The sequence below is a fragment of the Mesorhizobium sp. WSM4830 genome, assembly GCF_055811495.1.
On record NZ_JBVVQI010000001.1, the window covers coordinates 432,541 to 453,866 of the forward strand.

Genomic DNA, 21,326 nt, shown 5'->3' on the forward strand with positions numbered 1-21,326 from the left:
TGTCCTTCTGCATGCCTTGTCAGCCAGGTGCTCGAACGCGCTTGAACGGAGCGGCGCGAAAGACCGTCTGAATGGCATTGAGGAGCGCGAATTTGGAGCTCGCGTGGTGCTGTCCGGCGATGCCGCTTTCATTAAAAGCCGACACCCTCATCGACAGGATCGCGGCAAGATCTTCGGCCATTTCGGGCCGGTCGTGCAGCAGCGGCGCAAAGCTTTCCTGGTCTATCTCGTAAACCGTGACAGGGGTCATTGCCCGCAAACTCGACATCTCGCCAATGCCGGCGAGCAAGCCGGTCTCGCCGAAGAAATCGCCAGGTGCAAGCCGGCCGATCTCCTGCAGTCGATCATCGTCCTCGCCAATTTGCCGGACGATGACTCCCGTCCGTACGATCATGAGCGACGGCAGCATCTCCCCCTGTTGTGCGACGATCTCGCCCTTGTGGTAGGTGCGAACCGAGGCCGCTTTGGCGAGCGACTCCTGCTCGGTACCCGTCAGTGCTGAGAATACCGGTATGGAATTGATGAGTTCGATCGGGGTGAAGCCTTGCGAGGCTGCCGTCTCGTCGCCCGGCCGGTTGGTCATAGCAATCGAAGCCGAAAGCGGCTGCGCCAGCAGCATGCCGGTCGACTTTGAATGGCGATAAATGAGATCGAAGATGTCGTTCCGAGCGGCACTTCGCTGGTCAATACTTGCGACGCGAAACGACAACTCGATCTCGATAGCTGCGGCATCCAGGCTTCTGATGGTAACTGAAGGCGAAGGGTCTTGGAGGATTGAATTGCAGCTCAGCAAGACAGTGCGCATGAGATCTACGATGATCGCCGGTGTCTTCGTTGGCGCCACCTTGACGGTTACGGCAAGTCCATGGCTCTCGTCCGGACCGCTTAAATTTGTTACCCCGATCTTGGCGAGAAGGCTGTTTGGCAGCGCGACGACATTGTGGGTCGGGGTCAGGAGTTGAGTCGACCGCCAATTGGTCTCGACAACGCGGCCTTCGGTTCCGTCGCCCAGAATGATCCAGTTTCCAAGCACGTAAGGGCGGCCGAGGTTAAGCGCGATCCCCGAAAATACGTCACCAAGCGTATTCTGGAGCGCCAGTCCAAGGATGACGGCAAAGACGCCCGACGTGGCAATGAGCGTTCCGACCGGCACCGCAAAGACAAACGCCAGGATCGACAGGAACATTCCAGCGTAGACAACACCGACCACGACGTCCTGCAGGAGACGTGCCTCGCGCGGCTTTCGCTCAAAGACGAGATAGATACGGACAAATCCGATCAGCGCCCAGGCAAGGTGAACCCACCAGAGCAGCTTGACCGAGCCGATGAGGATCGCTCCTCCGGTTGTATCGTTGTCCCCTGCGGCCTCGTATGGCACGACTCGCAGGTCGAGAATCATGGCCGACATCGCGACGAAAAAGCCGAGTTGGACGACCAGCTTCGCATTGGCGAAGCGTCTGGGGATGAGGGTCCAAACGACGATCCCGGCGAGGCCGAGCAACACGATGTAGACCAGAGGAGAGTTCCACCAGTTCATGAACGATCACCGCGATGCCCAGTTCAATGTTTGGTCTCCGGCCCGGCGATCGGGCCTCTGCCGCTGGCCTTGTCTTTTTCGAGAATTGCTTCGGTGATCGAATTCGGCAGCCGTCGCGGCTTTTCGATCAGCCCGAGCACCGGCATGGCGACGATGAAGAACGCAAAATAGTAAAGCGTCGCCAGTTGGGACATGACGACGTATGCGCCTTCCGCCGGCCGGGAGCCGAGCCAGCCGAGAAAGAGGGCGTTGGCAACGAACAGCCAGAAGAGCACCCTGTACCAGGGCCGGTAGACAGCCGAGCGTACCTTCGAGGTGTCGAGCCAGGGCACCAGGAACAGCACCGCGATCGAGCCGAACATCGCGAGCACGCCGCCGAGCTTGGAATCGATCGGCCCGATATTGAAGGTGATGGCGCGCAGGATCGCGTAGAACGGCAGGAAGTACCATTCCGGCACGATATGGGCCGGCGTCTTCAGCGGATTGGCAATGCTGTTATTGTCGGGATGGCCGAGATAGTTCGGCAGGTAGAAGACGAAATAGGCGAAGAAGAACAGGAATACGAGGATGCCGAAGGCATCTTTGACGGTGGCATAGGGCGTGAAGTCCACGACATCGGTCTTCGATTTGACCTCTATGCCGGTCGGATTGTTCTGGCCGACGACGTGAAGCGCCCAGATATGCAAGGTCACCACGCCCGCAAGCACAAATGGCAGAAGGTAATGCAGCGCAAAGAAGCGGTTCAGCGTCGGATTATCGACCGCGAAGCCGCCGAGCAAAAGCTGCTGGAGCCAGTCGCCGACCAGTGGGACGGCCGTGAAGAAGTTGGTGATGACAGTAGCGCCCCAGAACGACATCTGTCCCCAAGGCAGCACGTAGCCCATGAAGGCCGTCGCCATCATCAGCAGGAGGTTGGTGCAACCGAGCACCCACAGCAACTCACGCGGCGCCTTGTACGAACCATAGTAGAGCCCACGACAGATATGGATGTAGACGGCAATGAAGAAGAACGACGCGCCGTTGGAATGGAGATAGCGCAGCAGCCAGCCCGAATTCACGTCGCGCATGATCTGCTCGACCGAATTGAAGGCCAGCCCCGTATCAGGTGCGTAATGCATCGCCAGCACGATACCGGTCAGGATCTGTGAAACCAGCATGATCGTGAGAATGCCGCCGAACGTATAGGCGTAGTTCAGGTTGCGCGGGACGGGATAGACGATGAAGCTGTCGTGCACCAGCCGCGGCAGCGGCAGGCGGGCGTCGAACCAACGTTCGATTCTGGTTTTGGGCGTATAGGTCGAGTGTTTGTTGCCGCTCATCGAAATGCCCCGCCTCAACCGATGCGGATCTTGGTGTCGGAAACGAATTGGAACACCGGTACCGCCATGTTCTCCGGCGCCGGACCCTTCCGGATGCGGCCGGCAGTATCGTATACGGAACCGTGGCATGGGCAGAACCAGCCGCCGAAATCGCCTTCCTGGCCGAGCGGGATGCAGCCAAGATGGGTGCAGACCTGTACCATCACCATCCAGGCTTCCTTGCCCGGCGTGGTTCGGTTGGCATCGGTTGCCGGCGCGTCGGCCGGCAGGTTGGCATTGCGGGCGATTGGATCCTTGAGCTCGGCGAGATTGACCGCCTCGGCTTCCTTCCTCTCTTTTTCGGTGCGGTTGCGCACGACCACCGGCTTGCCGTGCCAGTCGACGATCAGCGACGTTCCCGGCGCCAGCGAGGAGACGTCGACCTCGATCGCGGCGGGCGCTTCGACGCGCAATGTGTGCTCGGCTGTGGAGGTCTCGGAAAGGTCGGCCATGATGGCGACTCCTGTTGTTGGAAGCTGCGTCATCGCGTTGGTGGCAATCGAGCAAAAGCAGGCCACGGCTTTCGCCTTTCCAGTCTGCTCATGCCGCGCGGAATATGCCGGCCGTGGCCGGGTGTGAGCCATCGTGCCAACGGCACGTGCGTCCAATACTTTCGTTTAGGATTTCCTGAGCGAAGGACTGGCCGGGCTGGCGATGATGCCATCATGGAAGGTTCTGGATCTCTCGAGATAACCGTTGGTCACTGAGCTGGCACGCGCCCCGGCATTGCGCACGGCGATCCCCGAACTTCAGCCCGACCATACCTCGGCATAGGCACGTCTAGCTGTCGGTGTTGTAGTCGTGGTCTCCGCCAGGTGCGAGTTTCTGGGGCGGCTGTCTCGCGTGGCAGGTTTTCCGCCCGGCGAGGACCAGCGCGATTCAATCGGGTTCCGAAAAAGGGAAAAGCGGTGAAACTCTATTACAGCCCTCTCTCCTGCAGCCTGGCGGACCACATCGCACTGGAAGAAGCGGGTGTTTCCTTCGAGCGCGAAAGCGTGAACCTCAAGACCAAACGAACGGGCTCCGGGGATGATTTCACTACCGTCACGCGCAAGGGCTATGTTCCAGCCCTCGTGCTGGACAGCGGCGAAACGCTGACGGAAAATATCGCCGTCCTCGAGTGGATTGCGTCGCAATACCCGGCACTGGGAGCGGCGGGGCCGTTGGGCCGTACCCGCCTTCTCGAAGCGTTGGCCTACGTCTCAACTGAAATACACCGAAGCTTCAAGCCGATGTGGCACCAAAGCAGCGATGCCGAAAAGGCCAAGGCGAGCGCGACGATTACGAGCCAACTCGAGTTCTTCGCTGACGGGCTCGAGACCGACTATCTGTTCGGCGACAAACCCAGCGTCGCGGATTTTTATCTTTTCGTGATGCTGCTTTGGGCGGCGCGCTTCCACGTCCCTGTTCCCGCGCCTTTGCAAGCGCTCCGCGCCCGAATGGCTGCCCGGCCGGCCGTGCGCATCGCAATGGATCGTGAGGGCCTCGTCTAAAGCCGAGGGTGGCTTCGAGCATAAGATCAGACGCAACATATCCTCTCGCCCCAACAGAAGATCAGGAGTCATTCTCATGCTGGAGTTTCTGCGGATGCTGCATCCAGCCGCTTCCAAGCGCGGGGAAGGCCAAAGTCTCGAATTTCTGAGGAGGGAAATCGAGGAAACGCTGGACCTTACCGACATTCAGTCAGAGCTCGCCGCACTGCCTCCTGGCCGAGTGGTTACAATCCTGGATTCGCCCCAGTCACCGTCGAAATAAGCGCAATATTTCCTGTCGGCCGATGCGGGCGGTCTGGTCGTTCCGGCTTGTTGGTCATCATAGAGGCTTTATCATGAATGCGAGTAAGGCTCCCGAGACGGTCGATCATCGCCGCCGGCGCATTGTTGGTGCAACAGCAATGACGCTCGCCGCCACCGAACTCGGCTTGAGCGCGCCGGCAGCCACTTGGACGGTCGAGGCAAGGGCATCCGCGACGCAAGCCCGGCAGAAATCATTCGGCTCGCCTAGACAGGTCAATGCCGGAAAACTGAGCGTCGGATATGCCGAGCTAGGGCCTGCTGACGGTGCCCCAGTGATCCTGCTTCATGGCTGGCCTTATGACGTTCACACCTACACCGACGTCGCTCCTTTGCTTGCCGCAAAGGGGTACCGCGTGATTGTGCCCTACCTGCGCGGCTACGGCACTACGCGCTTCCTGTCGGACGAGACGATGCGCAACGGCCAGCAGTCGGCGCTCGCCGTGGATACGATTGCCCTGATGGATGCGCTGGGGATCGAAAAGGCCACGATCGCCGGCTGCGACTGGGGCGCCCGAACGGCCAATGTTGTTGCCGCGCTCTGGCCCGAGCGTTGCAAGGCGATCGTCTCGGTGAGCGGCTATCTCATCGGAAATCAGCAGGTCGGCATGGTGCCGCTGCCACCCGAGGCGGAGCTTCAATGGTGGTATCAGTATTACTTCGCCACGGATCGCGGCCGCGCCGGCTATGAGAAATACACGCGCGATTTCGCCAAACTCATTTGGCAACTCGCTTCGCCGCAGTGGAATTTCGACGATAACATCTTCCAGCGCAGCGCCGCAGCCCTGGACAACCCGGATCACGTCAGCATCGTCATTCACAATTACCGCTGGAGGCTCGGCCTGGCGCAGGGCGAGCCGGAATATGACGGTCTGGAAAACCGGCTGGCCGAAGCTCCCGTGATCATCGTGCCGACTATTACCCTTGAGGGTGATGCCAACGGCGCACCCCATCCCGACAGCAGTTCCTACGCCAAGAAATTTTCGGGCAGATACACGCACCGGATCATCACCGGCGGTATCGGCCACAACTTGCCTCAAGAAGCCCCGCAAGCCTTTGCCCAGGCTGTCATCGACGTCGGCGAATATTGATATCCATTCTGGTTCTCGGCACAGCCTCCTGTCGGCTTAGGCGAGAACAGCTCTCCCGCCGACCCAGACCGACGCGATGTTGGCCTTGGAAGCGGAGTAGACGATCTTCTGAAGGATGCCGTCGCCGTCGTCGAGTTCGTCCCACAGGTGAATTGTGCCTCTGGGCGCGGCGGTGTCGACCAGGATCGCATCGAAATGGTAGCCAGGCGAGAATCGCCCCACAGGCAAGCCGAGTGCCGCGCCGCCGCCTACCGTCGCTAGGTGGAAGGCCTCGCGAAAGTCGACGCGGGCTGTTCCGGCCGTGCCGCGCGCCTCGGCCGCTAGCGCCGGGTCGGTGCCGGTTTCCAGCATGCGCGACGACATGACCGTCGCGCGCATCGCATCGAACATCGAGGCGCTCGGTCCCCCGGAAATATCGGTGCCGAGCCCGACCTTGACACCCTTCTCGAGGGCCGCCCTCAACGGGAACACGGCGCCTGCGAAATAGGCGTTGGAAACGGCGCAGTGCGCCACGGCCGCCTTGCGCACGCGGATCGTCTCCATGTCGGCAAGCGTAATGAAATTGGCGTGCGCGAGCACGCTGCCGGCGCGCAGCAGGCCAAAGCGATCAAGGCTCGACGTGTCGCTGATCCCGTGGCGCTGCAGCACGTAGCCATGCGCCCAGTCGCTCTCCGAGCAATGCGTCTGCACATGGCAGCCGCATTCCTGCGCAAGCGTGCCGAGCCCTTCGAGGGCGGCGTCGGTACAAGAGGGGATGAAGCGCGGCGTAATGACCGGCTTTACCCGTCCCGTGGCATTGTCCGGATGCCCATGCACGTAGTCGATCAGAGCGCGCGTGCCATCGATGGCCGCGTCCGCCGAGCTATCGCGATAATAGGCCGGGCATTCGTTGGGATTGTCCATCGCCACTTTGCCGACCAGCGCACGTTGTCCGCGTTCGAGGCAGATGTCGACGAGCAGCCTTGTCGCGTCCTGGTGGATGGTTGCGAAGTAGAGCGCTGTGGTCGTGCCGTTGGCGATCAGGTCGTCGACCAGCAGGCCGTAGCTGCGCCGGGCGAAGGCGAGATCGGCGTAGCGCGCCTCCAGGGGAAACGTGTGTTTGTGAAGCCAGGCCTCGAGCGGCACGTCCAGCGCCCGGCCGAGCTGCGGATATTGTGGCGCGTGCACGTGAAGATCGACGAAGCCGGGCAGCAGATAACTCTGCGCCGGCAAGGTCGCCAGCGAACCGGTCCGGCGCGCGGCCTCCAGCGCCTCGTCATAGCCGGCATCATGCGGATGCAGCACCGAGGCGATGATGCCTGATTGATCGACTGCGATCAGGGCATGGCGCAACTCTTCCACGAGCCCGCGCTCCGGCGCGTGAAAGCCGCTGGCCAGAAGCGTCTTGCCGCTCAGGTCGCTCACCTGTCCTCCGCCGAAGAACAGTTACGCACTGCCGTCGCGAAGCGCCAGAGCGCGTTTGCCCGTCCGTCGATGCCGATGACAATAGCGGAAGGGCTGCCGCTCATGCGGCTTGCGCCGTCGTGCCGTAGGTGATGCCTTTCTCCTTCAGCCAGCGGCGATAGGCGATCGACGAGCCGTCGGCCCGCGTCGGGATTTCCGCGCGCGGCTCGAGCGGCAAAAGAAGTGGCCGCTGGTTCTCCAGGATGATGCGGTCCTGCAGGAAGATGAGCTGCTGGAACTGCACCAGTTCGGTCGTGGTCGATACGTCGTCGATCAGGAACATGACGGGGTGTGCGCGGCAGCGGTCCGGATCGAGGGGCTGCACGAATAGGCAGATCACGTCCCACCGGGTAGCCGAGTTGGGGCAGGTCTTGTAGAGCATCACCGCGAAAGGATTGGCGACCCGGTACATGTATTGGGTCATGATGCCGCCGGTCGCCGAGAGTGCTGCCTGCGGCTGGAAGAATTCGCAGTTGGTCGCCCATACCTCATCCACGTCGCGGCGGATTTCGGTTGTGTAATGCCGCACTTCCGTGTGCGGCTCGGCGCCCAATATGTCGGTATGGACGAAGGGGAAATGCGCCATGTCGAGGAAATTCTCGATGATGCGCAGGCCGGACGCCTTTACCGCGATTGCTCCGCAAACGACAGGCCGGCGGTCGTCCTCATAGGCCTCCGGGATCGACAGCACATCGCCGGCCGGCATGCCGAGCGTGATCCATAGATAGCCGTAGCGTTCCTTGGCCGGGACTTGGCTGCCGTCACCGGCACGCGACACATTGACCGCGCCTGCCGTATCGCGGGCTACCAACAGATCGATGCCCAGAAGCCGGTTCGGCATCGTGCCGACCGGAATCTCGTTCACCGCTTCAATGCAATACCATTGATCGAGGGCCGCCTGCTCCGCAGCTCGCTTAATGGTCATTGTTGCGTCCTTCCTGTGCTGTCTCACTGCCGATAGATGCGGTCCATCACGGCCCGGTGGTCGGCCATCGCCGCCTCGACATCGAAAGAGGCGAAGTCGCCTCTCGCGATAATCTGCCGGCCGTTGATGTAGGAATAGTCGACCTTGAAAGGTCCGCAAAGCACCAGCGCGGCGAGCGGGTCGCGCTCGGTGCCGGAAAGGCCGAGTTGGCTGCGTTTGACCGCGATGAAGTCGGCGCACATGCCGGGTGCGAGATGGCCGATGTCATTGCGGCCGAGCAGGGCAGCGCCGCCGCGCGTCGCCATTTCGAGGGCTTCGCGCGCGGACAGCGCCGTCGGCGTGCCGCCGAAACCGCCGCGGCCGCCGGGCTTTTCGGAGAGATAGTGGTGCGGCGCGACACGCTGAAGCATCAGCGCCAGCCGCGCTTCCATGAACAGGTTCGACGTGTCGTTCGAGGCCGAGCCGTCGACGCCAAGGCCGACCTTCACACCCTTGTCGAGCATCTCGCGGATCTTCGCGATGCCCTGCCCGCAGCGCATGTTGGCCGACGGGCAATGGGTGACCCCGGTGCCGGTTTCGGCGAAGCGGTCGATCTCGTCGCTGGTCATGAAGATCGAGTGGGCGAACCAGACGTCGTCACCGAGCCAGCCGACGGATTCGGCGAACTCGACCGGCCGCTTGCCATAGATTTCGAGGCAGTACTTCTCCTCGAAAAGCTCTTCGGCAAGGTGCGAATGCAGGTTTACGCCCTTGTGGCTGCGCGCCAGCGATGCCGCATCGCGCATCAGCTCCGGCGTCACCGAGAAGGGCGAGCAAGGAGCCACGATGATGCGACTCATCGAATGCCGCGACGCGTCGTGATGGCTGCCGATCAGCCGTTCGGCATCCTTCAGGATATCCTCTTCCTTTTCGACGCAGCGGTCCGGCGGCAGGCCGCCCTGGCTTTCGCCGCGCGACATGGCTCCACGCGCAGCGTGGAAACGCAGACCGATATTGCGGGCCGCACCGATCGTCGCGTCGAGCGTGCAGTTGTTGGGCAAGATGTAGAGATGATCGGAGCTGGTCGTGCAGCCCGAATGGATGAGCTCGGCCATCGCTACGCGCGCCGAGACGCCTATCGCATCGTCGTCGAGCTCGGCCCAGATCGGATAGAGCGTCTTCAGCCAGACAAGCAGCTCGTCGTCCTGAGCCATCACACGGGTGAGGTTCTGGTACATATGATGATGCGTGTTCACCATGCCCGGCATGACGACATGGCCCGATAGGTCGAGCACTTCGTCGGCGCTGGAGGCACTGAGTTCGGCGGTGGTGCCGACCGCTTCGACGACGTTGTCGTCGATCAACAAGGCGCCGTCGGAAATCTCGCGGCGCGTATCGTCGAAGGTGGCGAGCAGATCGATGTTCTTGACAAGCAGGCGAGGCATGATGGTCTCAACGCATGTCGCGGAAATAGGGTTCGCCGAGAGCAGCCGGCGCGGCCATTACCCGGCGCATGCGCTGCCAGGTGAGTACCGGCACGATGATCAGCGCGATTGTGCCGAGATAGGGTAGCATCGACAGGATCGGCGCGGCGATCGGCCAGTTGCGTGCCTGGCCGACGAAGCCGAGCGAGGTGATGAGACCGAACAGCAGAGCGGCCAGCACGGCGTTGAGGGGCCGGTAGCCTGCGAAGATAACGAGAGAGACGGCAATCCAGCCGCGGCCGGCCACGACGCCTTCCGACCAGGAGGGAACGAAGGCAAGCGTGAGGTAAGCGCCGGCGCCGGCCGCCAGCGCCGAACCCGCGGCGACATACCAGAAGCGGATGCTTTGCACCGAAATGCCGGCGGCGTCGGCTGCCGCGGGGTTTTCGCCCACCGCGCGCATATTCAGCCCGTGGCGCGTGCGGAACATGATGTAGTGCAGCACAACCGGCAAGACGATGTAGATCAGGTAGACAAGAATGTTCTGTGTGAAGATCGCGCGACCGAGCAGTGGGATGTCGCTAAGATAGGGAATAGCGATCGGCGCGAAGGTCGCCGGCGCCGGCATGCCGGAATAGGCGCGACCGATCGTTGCGGCCATGCCGGTGCCCATCAGCGTCAGCGCCAGGCCGCACAACACCTGGTTCGCTTTGACGACGACGGTGCCAAGCGCGAAGACACAGCCAACGAGGAAACCGACGGCAAGCGCAAGGACGAAGCCGAGCATAGGGTGCGGCGTGGCGACGACGACCGCGATGCCAGTGATTGCACCGAGCGCCATAAGCCCTTCGACGCCGAGATTGACAACGCCGGCGCGCTCGGAGAGCGTCTCGCCCAGCGCCGCCAGCGCCAGCACGCCGCCGGCGAGAATGGAGGTCTGGATCAGTCCGGCGATCATGTCCATGGGTGTTTCCTCAGCTCGCGGCCGGTTCAGTCCGCGTGATGCGGTAGTGAGCGAGTTCGTTGCCGATCGCCGTGAAGAACAGGATCAGTCCGGTGATGGCGAGCACGGCCGAGACGGTGATGCCTTGCGTCTGCAGGATGATGCCCGAATTCAGGATGACGCCCATCAAAGCCGCGCCCGCGAGCACGCCAAGTGAGGAACCACGCGCCAGCACCGCGACCATGATGCCGAGATAGCCGAAATTGTTGGAGATGCCGCCCTGCAGGCGATGCACCGTGCCAGCTACTTCCAGCATACCGGCGATGCCGGCAATCGCTCCCGACATCAGCAGGACGACGATCAGGCGGCGGCGGAACGGCATGCCTGCATAAAGCGCCGCGCTCGGGTTCGACCCGGCGACCCGCACCTCGTAACCCCAGCGCGTGTAGTTGAGCAGTCCTGCGATGGCAAAGGTGAGCAGGATCGCCAGCGGGAAACCGTAGTGCACGATACCCCAGAATTCGGGCACGTCATGCGGCAGACGCGCAGTGGTCGCGAGCGCGTGGCCGCTCGGGTCGAGCCATGGGCCGGTGGCGACATAATAGACCATCAGCGTCGCCACGAAATTCAGAAGCAGGGTGGTGATGAGTTCGCTGACATCGGCGTAGGCGCGCGCCAGCGTCGGCACCAGTATCCAGAGCAGCCCGCCGAGCGCGCCAGCGATGAACATAACAGGCAGGATCAGCCAGGTCGGGCCGGGAATGAACAGCGCGACCGCCGTGGCGCCGAAGGCGCCGGCATAGAATTGGCCCTCCGCGCCGATGTTCCAGGCGCCGATTCTCAGCGCTACCCAGACCGACAGGCCTGTCAGAATCAGGGGAGTGACCAGAAGTCCGACATCTTCCAGCCCGAAGCTCGAGCCAAAAGTCGAGCTGAGCACCTCCCAGGCGAGTTCGATGGGAGCGTTGCCGCGAGCGGCCAGAACCAGGCCGGCGACCACCAGCGCCAGCACGATCGCCAGGGCACGTGCCGCAAAGGCAACGGAGGGCTGCGCGGATGGAACGCGCTGGAGCTTGATCGCCAAGGTCAGTGCTTCCCGGCAGCGGCCTGGGCGCCGGCGCTGGACCGCATATGCCCGCCCATCATCAGGCCGATTTCCTCGATGTCGGTGGCGGCAGTCTCCACCGCGCCCATGATCCTGCCATGGAACATCACGGCGATGCGATCCGACAGGTTGAACAGCTCTTCCAGTTCCTCGGAAATGAAGAGCACCCCGACGCCGGCATCGCGCAATTCGACGAGATGGTGCATCATCGTGTTGATCGCTCCGACATCGAGGCCGCGGCTCGGATAGGCGGCGATCAGAACCTTGCTTGCGATGCGCATCTCGCGGCGTGCGACGAGGCGCTGCTGGTTGCCGCCGGAAAGGTTGCGCATGGGCATGCCGAAATCGGGCACCGCAACGGATGCCGCTTCGGCGATCGTGCGCGCGAGAGCAGCCGCAAGGCGCGGTCGGAATGCGAGGCCCTTTGAAACAGGCGCCGACGCATATTCGCGGATTATGGCGTTGTCGGTGATTGAAAGCGCCGGCGCCAGGCCGCTGTGCAGCCGGTCTTCGGGAATGTGGCCGACGCCGAACTTCGCGTAATCGACCGCGCCGGCGGTCGTGACGTCCTTTCCGCCGAGCACTATCTGGCCGGAGTGGATCGGCCGTAAGCCGGTGACGGCCTGGGTCAGCTCCTTCTGGCCGTTGCCGGCCACGCCGGCGATGCCGAGAATCTCTCCGGCATGGATGTCGAGCGAAATCTCGTCGAGAAGGATGCCGCCCACGTCGTCACGCGCGACGACGGATTTGAGGCTGAGCACCGGCTCGGCGGAGATGCCGGCCGCGCCTGGCTGCCTGGCACGCAGATTGCTGAGCACGATCTCACGGCCAACCATCAGGCGCGCCAGCATCTTCTCGCTGCAGTCCGCGGTCTTCTCGGTGGCCACCTTGCGGCCGCCGCGCAGCACGGTGATGCGGTCGGATATCTCCAGGACCTCGTCGAGCTTGTGGCTGATGAAGACCACCGCATTGCCCCGGGACACGAACTGCTTGAGCGCCTTGAAGAGCTCGCGCGCCTCCGCCGGAGTAAGCACTGCAGTCGGCTCGTCGAGGATCAGAACGCGGGCGTTGCGCGCGAGCACGCGTAGGATTTCCACGCGCTGCTGCTCCCCGGTCGAAAGATCGGCGACGCGCGCGGATGGCCGCACCGCGAGGTTCAGCTTCTCGGCCAGTGCGGCAGTCCGCGCCTCGAGCACGGACGAGCCAATACGCTTGGGCGTTTCGGACCAGCCGAGATGAATATTCTCGGCGACCGTGAAGGCGGTCACCAGCTTGAAATGCTGGTGGACCATGCCAATACCGGCGGAGATCGCATCGACCGGAGACGCGAAGCGTTTGGCATAGCCGTCGACGACGATCTCACCGGCATCCGGCTGATAGATGCCGGTGAGGATGTTCATCAAGGTCGACTTGCCGGCGCCGTTCTCGCCGAGCAAGGCGTGGATCTCCCCCGGCATCACGTCCAGGTCGACATCCTGGTTGGCAACGACGCCGGGGAAATATTTGCTGATGCCCTTGAGCAGCACGAGCGGCGGCGCGCCGGAGCCCGGCTCGTAACGCCCCGGGGAGCTGGACGGCACCTGCACGCCGCCGTAGCGGTGCTCACTCGAAGCATGATGAACTGGAACAAAATCATTCATCCTGCTTAGCTCTTGCCCTCTGCCGCATAGTCTATCCGAAAACTCTGCAATCTTCGGGATCACGCTTGGAGGCCGCTGACGCCTTCGATCGACCAATCCCAGTTGTAGAGTTCCTCTTCGGTCATGCGATGGCCGGCAGCCACCTTGACGTTGCCGTTGGTGTCCTTGATCTCGCCCTCGAACGGGCTCCAGCCACCGAGAATCTTGTCGCGCACGACATCTGCCTGCTTTGCGACCTCCGGGGGCACCGTCTCGCCCCAGGCATCGCGGTCGATACCGCCGCCCATCGGCAGGATGGTCTGCGAGGGCGTCCACTTGCCTTCGAGCCGCAGGCGCACCTGGTCGACATAGAATTTCTTGAAGTCGATGGCGATCGAGGAGACGTAGGCCTTCGGCCCGTAGCGGCGGATGTCGGTATTCCACATGACGGCCTTCGCGCCGCGCTGCTCGGCCACCTGCAGATAGCCGGCTTCGTCCATGATGCCAAACAGAAGGTCGGCGCCGTTGTCGATTAGCGCGGTGCCGGCCTGGGTGGCCGCCTGCGGATCGAACCACGAGTTGATGACGATGGTCTGCATCGTGGCGTTGGGATTGACCGAACGGGCGCCCATCAGGAAGGCGTTGGTGCCGGAAAAGACCGACGGAACCGGGAAGGAGGCGACGTAGCCGAGCTTGCCGCTCTTGCTCATCAGGCCCGCGGCGACACCGGTGACGTAGGTCGGATACCAGTGGGCAAGGTAATAGGTCGAGAGATTTTCGAGCGGGTTGCGGCCATCGCATTCATAGAAGGCGACGTCCGGCGAACGCTTGGCCACGTCGTAGAGGAAGTCGCCATAGTTGGAAGTGGCAAACACCATGTTGGCACCTTCCGAGACAAACTGGCGGAAAGTGCGGGTCGCGTCGGCCGAGTAGGGGATGCTTTCGACGAACAGCGTCTTCAGCTTCGGGAACGCTTCTTGCACGGCCTTCATGCCCTGGTCGTGGCTCCAGGTCCAGCCTTCATCGGTCACCGGACCGGTGTGGCCGAAGGCGATGACAGCGTTTTCCTCGGCGACGGCGGCGAGCGGCGTTTGTGCATGCGCGGGCGTGATAAGGCCGGATTTCGGCAGGAGCAGCGAGGCGCCGGCTGCGGCGCCCATGTTGAGGAAGCCTCGGCGGGAGAGATTGCGCAGGTCGATCATGCGTCGGTCCTTTGTTCCGTGTTATGTTCAGTTCGGGAGAGACAGTTCGGTTTCCATGAGGCGGTCGATTTCTGCCGACCAGTCGGCCAGCCATGCCTGTTTGATGTCGTCGTCGAGCCATGCGGCGGACACGCCGGCCAGCGCGATCTGCTTCAGTGCTTGCGGCCCGAGCGCAAAATTTTCGGCGATCAGCGCGTATTCGCGGTCGAGCGTCGTGCCGAACATGGGCGGATCGTCGGAGTGGATCGTCACGGTAAGCCCGGCCTCGATCATGCGGCGGATCGCGTGGTCGGGCGCGGAAAGGTCGCGCCAGACAGTGGTGGCCAGCGTCGTACTCGGACAGCAGGTGAAGACGATGCCCATCTCCCTGCACTGTTCCATCAGCGCCGGGTCGTCGACCACGTGGTAGCCGTGGTCGATCCGTCTTAGGCCGAGGACGTCGACGGTATCGCGGACGTAGCCCGCCGGGCCGTCCTCGCCCGCATGGTTGGTGACATTGAGCCCGGCCGCCCGCGCCCGCTCGACGATGCGCGCGAACATCGGCGGCGGGTTCGGGCGTTCCTCGTAATCGAAGCCGATGCCGATCACCTCTGCCGGGCGCTCGGCCAGAACCATGTCGAGGAAGCGCTCGCCACCTGCCGCGCCGAGCGGCTTCGCATGCGCCGGTATCAGCTTTGCTATAAGCCCATAGCGCTCCTTCGCGCGGTGAAAGCCGTCGAGGATGCCTTCGAGCATAGTCGAATAGGCCACGCCATGAGCCAGATGCGCATGCGGGCTGAAGAACAGTTCGACGTAGCGCGCACCGGCCTTCGCGCAGCGCTCCAATGCCTCGAACGTGATGCGAGAGAAATCGTCCGCGGTCCTGATCGAGGCGCAAACCAGATCGTAAATCTTCAGGAAATCCAGCAGGTTGCCGTAGCTGTAGAGCTCCGATGTCGGTCTGCCGTCCGGCAGCGGCACCGCGTTCAGCGCCGCCAGCTCGGCGAATGTCTCTGTGGAGACGGCGCCCTCGAGGTGCAAGTGCAACTCGACCTTGGGTATAAGCTGAATGAAACTTGACAACGACATCGACGCTCACCCGCCCGGACCGGCAATCCCAAGCCGTACCTGGTTTTCTTGGGCGACGGACGGCTGCCGAGTTGTTCGATAATCGCGGCTTTTTCCAACTGTCCGATCACCTGATACGCAACAGATGTCAGGGAAACGGGGCTTGCACAAGCCAAAAAATGATGCCTAACTAGACACATTCTAAAACTGCATAAAAAATGTGCAGGCCGGGAGAAATATAGGCATGAAGCACCTACTGGAAGCGCAGAACCTTGCGCCTCCGCCTCAAACAACGTGCCTGCGCTTCGTCGGCCAACTGGTGTCGTCGAGCTTTAGCGAGTTCGCCGACAGGCGTGCCGCTCGGCTCAATCTCGATCTGCTGGTGCACGAAGCCGCGGACGATCTTTTTGTCGTCCAGGTTTCGGGCCAGCCCGATCTCATCGATGCCTTCGAGATGGCATGTAGCCTGGGACCAATCGACTGTCTGGTGATGGACTGCGAACGGGCCGAAATTCGGGAATATTCCAGAGAGGAAGACGCAGAATGACGATACAGGCTGGATGGCACCCAGTGGCGCTGTCGGGGTCGATCGAACCGGGCAGTTCGGCGGGGGCGCGCCTTTGTGGAAACGAACTGGTGGTGTGGCGCGACAACAGCGGCGCAGCGCATGTGTGGGAGGATCGCTGCCCGCATCGCGGTATGAAGCTGAGCTTCGGTTTTGTCCGCAGCGATCATATTGCCTGTCTTTATCACGGCTGGCAGTACGATGCGGCCGGCCAGTGCCGATACATTCCGGCCCACCCCGATCTCAGGGTGCCGGCGTCCATTACCGTGTCTGCCTACATCTCGGCCGAAGCGGCTGGCATGGTCTGGACGGCGCTGGACCCGGCAGCAGCATTGCCAGAACTGCCTGCCTTGCCAGAGGAGGTGGTGCCGGTCCGCAGCCTGTATCTCGACAGTCCCGCCGCAATGGTGATCGATGTCGTGAAGGCCATGCCGCCTTCGCCCTCCTCCAGCGGATCCGGGGTGGCCGATCTGAAGGTGCTGAGCGGGATGCTGTTCAGCCTGACGGCCGGCGAAGACACGCTGCTTCTTGGCCTGCAGGAGCTGACCGGCAAACGATCGGCCCTGCACGTCGTGATTGACGGACCGGCAGCCAAGTATGCCGGCAGGGGGCAGGAGCACTTCTTCGCTTGGACGAGCGAGCTGCGTCATCATCTCGAGACCGGGCGTACCGGCGCGACCTCGACGACGCGGGCCGCATGATGGCGGGGATCACGCTCTACAACTACGAGCTGGACGAAAACTGCTACAAGGTGCGGCTGGCGCTTTCCATGCTCGGCCTGGAATGGCAGACCGTTGCAGTCGATGCATTTCCGGGGGCGGAGCAGAAGACGCCGCCATTCCTGGCCATGAACCCGGCGGGCAGCCTGCCCATTCTCCGCGACGACGAGGTAACGATGTTCGGCGCCGAGTCCATCGTCGTCCATCTGGCGCGCAGCCACGATTCAACGGGTGCATGGCTGCCGGCGGATGGTGCGGATTTCGCCAAGGTGATGCAGTGGCTTTTCTTCGCGGCCGGCGATCTTGGCGTTGCAGGCGCCGCGCGCCGCCATGCCATGTTCGGTGCCGCCGGCGACGAGGCTACGCTGCGCGCCGGTGCCGCGCACGCGCTCCGCGCCATGGACGACCATATGACCGCGCGGGGTTTCGAGAAGAAAGAATGGTTCGCTGCTGACCGCCCGACCATCGCCGACATCGCACTTTTTCCGGCTTTTGCGCTGAGCCGCGATTTCGGCGTCGACCATGACGAGTATCCGGCGCTGCGCCGCTGGGCGCGGCGCTTCCGCGTGCTTCCCGGCTTCATGACCATGCCGGGCATCCCCGACTACCATTGACGCCCAACATTCAACGAGAACGAGGCTGGCAGCAAAATGACCTTTCTCACGCGCTTTTCCGTCCAGCCGCTCTCGTCCATGACCCGGCGGCTGGCCGGCGTCGCTTCCGGGCGAGCCGATCCCGATCTGGTCATTGCCGGCGCACGCGTGTTGTCGACCTACTCGGAGCGCGTGCTTCCGGGCCGCGAGATCTGGTTGTGGGGAGGGCGGATCGCCGCTGTGAAGCCGGCCGGCACCTATAAGGGCGGTACCGCCAGGATATATGACGCCAGGGGCGGCATCGTCGCCCCCGGCCTGGTCGATCCGCACATCCACATCGAATCCTCGATGGTGACGGCCTGCGCCTATGCCGAGGCGGCGCTGCTCAACGGCACCACGACCCTCTTCTGCGACAGCCACGAGATCGGCAACGTCATGGACGTTGCTGGCATCGAGGCGATGCTGGAGGACGCACGCCTGGCGCCATTGTCCATTTTCCTGACGGTTCCGAGCACCGTCCCGGCAACTTCGCCGTTGCTGGAAACGGCCGGTGGCGACCTGACAGCCGAGAAGGTGGGCGCATTGTTCGACAAATGGCCGGAAGCCGTGGCGCTCGGCGAGAAGATGGATTTCGTGCCAGTGGCTATGGGCGATGAGCGCAGCCATGCCATCCTCGCTGCGGCGCTGAAACGCGGCCGTCCGGTGTCGGGCCACGTCTATGGACGCGAATTCGTGTCGGCCTATGCCGCGTCCGGCGTCACCGATACGCATGAGGCGATCGACCGCGAGATCGCTGACGACATGCTCGAAGCCGGCATCTGGCTGTTCCTGCGTGGCGGCCCGCCGACGACGCCCTGGCACAGCCTGCCCGCAGCGATCAAAACGATCACGGAACTCGGAGCCTCGCACAAGCGCGTCGCGGTCTGCACCGACGACCGCGATGCTGACGACCTGATGCTCTTCGGCCTGGACTGGGTGACGCGCGAGGCGATGAAGGCCGGCATGACGCCGGAGCAGGCCTGGGCGATGGGCTCGCTGCATGGCGCGACGCGCTTTGGTATGGAAGGCGAAATCGGAGGCCTCGGTGGTGGCCGCCGTGCCGACCTGGTGCTGCTCGACGACGGCTTCGATCCCGTCAGCACGTGGTATGGCGGCGAACTCGTCGTCGATGACGGCAAGATCACGCCGCTGCTCGACCAGGCCCTGTCGACCCGCTACCGCTATCCGGACGCGGCCTACCACACAGTGAAGCTGCCGAAGCAGATCAAGCTGACGCCGGACCTGCCAACCGGCAAGGTGGTGGCCCATACCATCCGCACCGAACTGCCGGGGATCACGCTCGGCCACCAGAAGATCACGCTCGATCCGGCCAACGGCTGGCAGAACCATTTCGACCGCCACGGCCTGTGCTTCGTCACTGTGGTCGAGCGCCATGGCAAGTCGGACGGCAACGTCGCCTACGGGCTGCTCAGCAATTTCACGCTGCGACGCGGCGCCGTCGCATCGTCTGTCGGCCACGACAGTCACAACATCATCATCGCCGGCCTCAACGAGGCCGACATGCAGGTGGCGCTGCGGGCCATCGAGGAAACGCAAGGCGGCGTCTGTGTCGTCGTCGACGGCAAAGTGACTGCCATGGTTGAACTGCCGATCGCCGGCCTTTTGTCCGACAAGCGCGTCACCGAGGTCGCGGAGGAGGTGAAGATCCTCAAACGGGAATGGGAGGCGGCCGGCTGCTGCATTCCCTATATGGGCTTCAACCTCATCCCGCTCTCGGTCATCCCCGAAATTCGTATCACCGACAAAGGTCTCGTGCTGGTGCCGGAAATGGAGATCGTCCCCGCCTTTGAGGCCGCCTGAGTGGATCCCTTCCGACTTGGGCTGGTCTCACCGCGCATCCATTATTTCCAAATGGTCGCGCGGCTGGGCTCGGTTCGCCAGACCGCGCAGGCGCTCAACGTGGCGCCATCCTCCATCAGCCGCGTCATCAAGGGCCTGGAGGACGAACTGGGCACGCCGCTCTTCGAGCGTGTGCGCCAGCGACTGAAACTGACCAGCGCAGGCGAGCTTCTGCTCTACCACGCGCGTCAGAGCATCACCGAGTTGGCGCGCGCCTCGTCCGAGATCAACGATCTCAGTGGCCTCAACCGCGGCTCGTTGTCCGTGGCGATCGTGGAGAGCGCGGCGCGCGGGCTGGTGCCGAACGCGCTGAAGGAATTCTGGAAGCGCCACCCGCAGATATCGGTCGATGTGCATGTCGCCGGGTCGCAACGCGCCTGCGATGCGGTTGCCGACGGCGAATGCGATCTGGCGCTTGCTTTCGACGTGCGCGTGCCGCGCAACGTGCGCAAGATCGCGAGCACGCCTCTGCCGCTGGGCGTCGTCGCTCATCCGGACAGCCGCCTTGCCGGCCGCAAGGAAGTGAAGCTGTTCGATCTTGCCGGCGAACAGGTCATCGTCTCGGACAACAGCCTTGCGCTGGGGATTTCGATCGACGATGCGATCGGGCGCTCCATGATCGACCTCACGCGACGGTCACGGACCAACTCGATCGGACTGATGACCGAGATGGTGCGCCTCAACCTCGGCGTGGTGCTTCGCACCAAGCTCGGCATCGAACCGGAAGTGGCTGACGGATCGCTCGTTTTCGTGCCGTTGCGCGATTCTCGCATGAATCCGCACCGGCTGATGCTGCTCGCCCGACTTGAACGCGAAATGTCGGATGCGGCCTCCGCATTCGCGGCGCTGCTGGCCCGCATGGTCGAGGCGTTGCATGATTAGTTGTTGCATTTTGCGCATCGATAGAGAGAGAAATTTGTCTCTATCTCGAACAACTGAGCTTTGCGAGACTTCCCGGCCGAAGGGGATGTCATGAAGCAGAGTGCGGTCGACGCGGTCATTCGGGGGCTGAAACGGGCAGGAGTGAGCATCGTCTGCTACCTGCCCGATTCGCTGTTCAAGGAGCTCTACCCGGCCCTTGATGCCGATCCGGATATCCGCACGATCCGCGTCACCAACGAGGGTGAGGGCGCGGCGATCTGCGGCGGGGTCTTCCTGTCGGGCAAGCGCGCGGCGCTGGTCATGGAAAATTCCGGCTTGCGCGCGTCGGTCGAGCCGCTGGCCCGCATGGGCCTCGGAGCCGGCATCCCGGTCGTGATGCTGATGAGCTATCGCGGCGAGCTCGGAGAGAACAACTGGTGGGCAATTCCGCATGGCATCACCATGGAGCCGGTGCTGAACGCGCTGCGCGTGCCCTACCGGATCGTCACCGAGGAGGCGAAGATCGAGCGCGCCATCGTCGACGCCTATTCCTGGTCCTATGCGTCCTACTACCATTCGGCCGTGGCTCTCGGCGGCGAGGTGGTGCGATGAAACGCTTCGACTGCATGAAGGCTCTTGCCGCGCGGCTGAAGGATGAGCTGGTGATCCTTTCGCTCGGCGGCAGCGTCGACGAGTGGTACAACGCCGCGCCGCATATGCGCGAGGCGAGCCTGTTCCAGCAGCAACTCGGCTGCGTCACGCCGCAGGCCTTCGGGCTCGCCGCCGGGTTGCCGCACCGCCGCGTCGTTTCGCTTGATACGGATGGCGGCCTGCTCTTCAATCTGGGCATCCTGGCCACGCTCGGCAACGAACAACCGAAAAACCTCTTCATCGTGGTCTGGGACAATGAGTGCTACCAGTCGATCGGCGGGCCGCCGACGCATACGGCGCTGGGCCGCGTCGACCTTGCTGCGATCGCGCGCGGCGCCGGTGTCGAGAACGCCCATACAGTGCGCACGGTGGACGAGTTCGACGCGCATTGCGCAAGGGGGCTCGCGATGGAGGCACCCTATATAGTGGTCGCCAAGGTCTCGGGAACGGTCCAGCCGGACATCAAGCGCAAACACAGCGACGGCCGCGAGGACAAGTATATCTTCGTCCGCCACGTCGAGGCGAGCGAAGGCATCGTCATCATGGGCCCGAGCGAGCACAACTGACGAGAT

20 protein-coding genes are annotated in these 21,326 nt (G+C 63.0%); 9 read left to right on the forward strand and 11 right to left on the reverse strand.

Features of this window, described 5'->3' with window-relative positions:
- Nucleotides 1–19: 19 nt before the first annotated feature.
- Genes AC0L2Y_RS02200 through petA form a run of 3 tightly spaced genes read right to left on the reverse strand, consistent with a single transcriptional unit; the run spans nt 20 to nt 3,347 of the window.
- Nucleotides 20–1,537 (reverse strand): mechanosensitive ion channel family protein, encoded by a 1,518-nt coding sequence (locus tag AC0L2Y_RS02200; RefSeq protein WP_473553473.1) that lies wholly within the window; start codon nt 1,535–1,537, stop codon nt 20–22.
- 23 nt (nt 1,538–1,560) lie between these two features.
- Nucleotides 1,561–2,856, reverse strand: a complete 1,296-nt coding sequence (locus tag AC0L2Y_RS02205) for a cytochrome b (protein ID WP_473553475.1) — start codon at nt 2,854–2,856, stop codon at nt 1,561–1,563.
- Nucleotides 2,857–2,870: 14 nt separating this feature from the next.
- On the reverse strand, nt 2,871–3,347 hold the full coding sequence (petA, locus tag AC0L2Y_RS02210; protein WP_473553477.1) for a ubiquinol-cytochrome c reductase iron-sulfur subunit: 477 nt from the start codon (nt 3,345–3,347) through the stop codon (nt 2,871–2,873).
- Nucleotides 3,348–3,803: 456 nt separating this feature from the next.
- Here petA and AC0L2Y_RS02215 point away from each other — a divergent pair, with 456 nt between their 5' ends.
- Both AC0L2Y_RS02215 and AC0L2Y_RS02220 read left to right on the forward strand, forming a co-directional pair.
- Nucleotides 3,804–4,388, forward strand: coding sequence for a glutathione binding-like protein (locus AC0L2Y_RS02215; RefSeq protein ID WP_473553478.1), 585 nt, complete (start codon nt 3,804–3,806; stop codon nt 4,386–4,388).
- Between the two features lie 335 nt (nt 4,389–4,723).
- Nucleotides 4,724–5,779: an alpha/beta fold hydrolase gene (locus tag AC0L2Y_RS02220; RefSeq protein ID WP_473553691.1), complete on the forward strand. Its 1,056-nt coding sequence runs from the start codon at nt 4,724–4,726 to the stop codon at nt 5,777–5,779.
- Between the two features lie 36 nt (nt 5,780–5,815).
- Here AC0L2Y_RS02220 and guaD read toward each other — a convergent pair whose 3' ends face one another.
- From guaD to add, 8 genes are all read right to left on the reverse strand, one after another.
- Nucleotides 5,816–7,183 carry a guanine deaminase gene (gene guaD / locus AC0L2Y_RS02225; RefSeq protein WP_473553480.1) on the reverse strand — a complete coding sequence of 456 codons (1,368 nt, stop codon included), beginning with the start codon at nt 7,181–7,183 and terminating at the stop codon, nt 5,816–5,818.
- Between the two features lie 100 nt (nt 7,184–7,283).
- Nucleotides 7,284–8,147 carry an aromatic ring-hydroxylating dioxygenase subunit alpha gene (locus AC0L2Y_RS02230; protein WP_473553481.1) on the reverse strand — a complete coding sequence of 288 codons (864 nt, stop codon included), beginning with the start codon at nt 8,145–8,147 and terminating at the stop codon, nt 7,284–7,286.
- Nucleotides 8,148–8,170: 23 nt separating this feature from the next.
- Nucleotides 8,171–9,571: an 8-oxoguanine deaminase gene (locus AC0L2Y_RS02235; RefSeq protein WP_473553482.1), complete on the reverse strand. Its 1,401-nt coding sequence runs from the start codon at nt 9,569–9,571 to the stop codon at nt 8,171–8,173.
- Between the two features lie 7 nt (nt 9,572–9,578).
- A complete protein-coding gene (locus AC0L2Y_RS02240; protein ID WP_473553484.1) occupies nt 9,579–10,514 on the reverse strand; it encodes an ABC transporter permease in 936 nt (311 codons plus the stop codon).
- 10 nt (nt 10,515–10,524) lie between these two features.
- On the reverse strand, nt 10,525–11,577 hold the full coding sequence (locus tag AC0L2Y_RS02245) for an ABC transporter permease (protein WP_473553485.1): 1,053 nt from the start codon (nt 11,575–11,577) through the stop codon (nt 10,525–10,527).
- A 2-nt stretch (nt 11,578–11,579) separates the two neighbouring features.
- On the reverse strand, nt 11,580–13,238 hold the full coding sequence (locus AC0L2Y_RS02250; protein WP_473553487.1) for an ABC transporter ATP-binding protein: 1,659 nt from the start codon (nt 13,236–13,238) through the stop codon (nt 11,580–11,582).
- Nucleotides 13,239–13,297: 59 nt separating this feature from the next.
- Nucleotides 13,298–14,419 (reverse strand): BMP family ABC transporter substrate-binding protein, encoded by a 1,122-nt coding sequence (locus AC0L2Y_RS02255; RefSeq protein ID WP_473553489.1) that lies wholly within the window; start codon nt 14,417–14,419, stop codon nt 13,298–13,300.
- A 27-nt stretch (nt 14,420–14,446) separates the two neighbouring features.
- Nucleotides 14,447–15,487, reverse strand: coding sequence for an adenosine deaminase (add, locus tag AC0L2Y_RS02260; protein WP_473553490.1), 1,041 nt, complete (start codon nt 15,485–15,487; stop codon nt 14,447–14,449).
- Nucleotides 15,488–15,710: 223 nt separating this feature from the next.
- Between add and AC0L2Y_RS02265 the strand changes: the two genes are divergently transcribed.
- From AC0L2Y_RS02265 to AC0L2Y_RS02295, 7 genes are all read left to right on the forward strand, one after another.
- On the forward strand, nt 15,711–16,013 hold the full coding sequence (locus tag AC0L2Y_RS02265; protein WP_473553492.1) for a hypothetical protein: 303 nt from the start codon (nt 15,711–15,713) through the stop codon (nt 16,011–16,013).
- Nucleotides 16,010–16,732 carry a Rieske 2Fe-2S domain-containing protein gene (locus AC0L2Y_RS02270; protein WP_473553494.1) on the forward strand — a complete coding sequence of 241 codons (723 nt, stop codon included), beginning with the start codon at nt 16,010–16,012 and terminating at the stop codon, nt 16,730–16,732. Before AC0L2Y_RS02265 ends, AC0L2Y_RS02270 begins: the two co-directional genes overlap by 4 nt.
- The gene (locus AC0L2Y_RS02275; RefSeq protein ID WP_473553495.1) at nt 16,729–17,364 is read left to right on the forward strand and encodes a glutathione S-transferase family protein; all 636 of its coding nucleotides are present in this window, start codon (nt 16,729–16,731) and stop codon (nt 17,362–17,364) included. The genes AC0L2Y_RS02270 and AC0L2Y_RS02275 overlap by 4 nt, the downstream gene beginning before the upstream one ends.
- A gap of 36 nt (nt 17,365–17,400) precedes the next feature.
- Nucleotides 17,401–19,203: an adenine deaminase gene (locus tag AC0L2Y_RS02280; protein WP_473553497.1), complete on the forward strand. Its 1,803-nt coding sequence runs from the start codon at nt 17,401–17,403 to the stop codon at nt 19,201–19,203.
- Nucleotides 19,204–20,124 (forward strand): LysR family transcriptional regulator, encoded by a 921-nt coding sequence (locus tag AC0L2Y_RS02285; protein ID WP_352489696.1) that lies wholly within the window; start codon nt 19,204–19,206, stop codon nt 20,122–20,124.
- 90 nt (nt 20,125–20,214) lie between these two features.
- The gene (locus AC0L2Y_RS02290) at nt 20,215–20,715 is read left to right on the forward strand and encodes a thiamine pyrophosphate-binding protein (protein WP_023674235.1); all 501 of its coding nucleotides are present in this window, start codon (nt 20,215–20,217) and stop codon (nt 20,713–20,715) included.
- The gene (locus AC0L2Y_RS02295; RefSeq protein ID WP_352565710.1) at nt 20,712–21,320 is read left to right on the forward strand and encodes a thiamine pyrophosphate-dependent enzyme; all 609 of its coding nucleotides are present in this window, start codon (nt 20,712–20,714) and stop codon (nt 21,318–21,320) included. Before AC0L2Y_RS02290 ends, AC0L2Y_RS02295 begins: the two co-directional genes overlap by 4 nt.
- Nucleotides 21,321–21,326 lie beyond the last annotated feature (6 nt).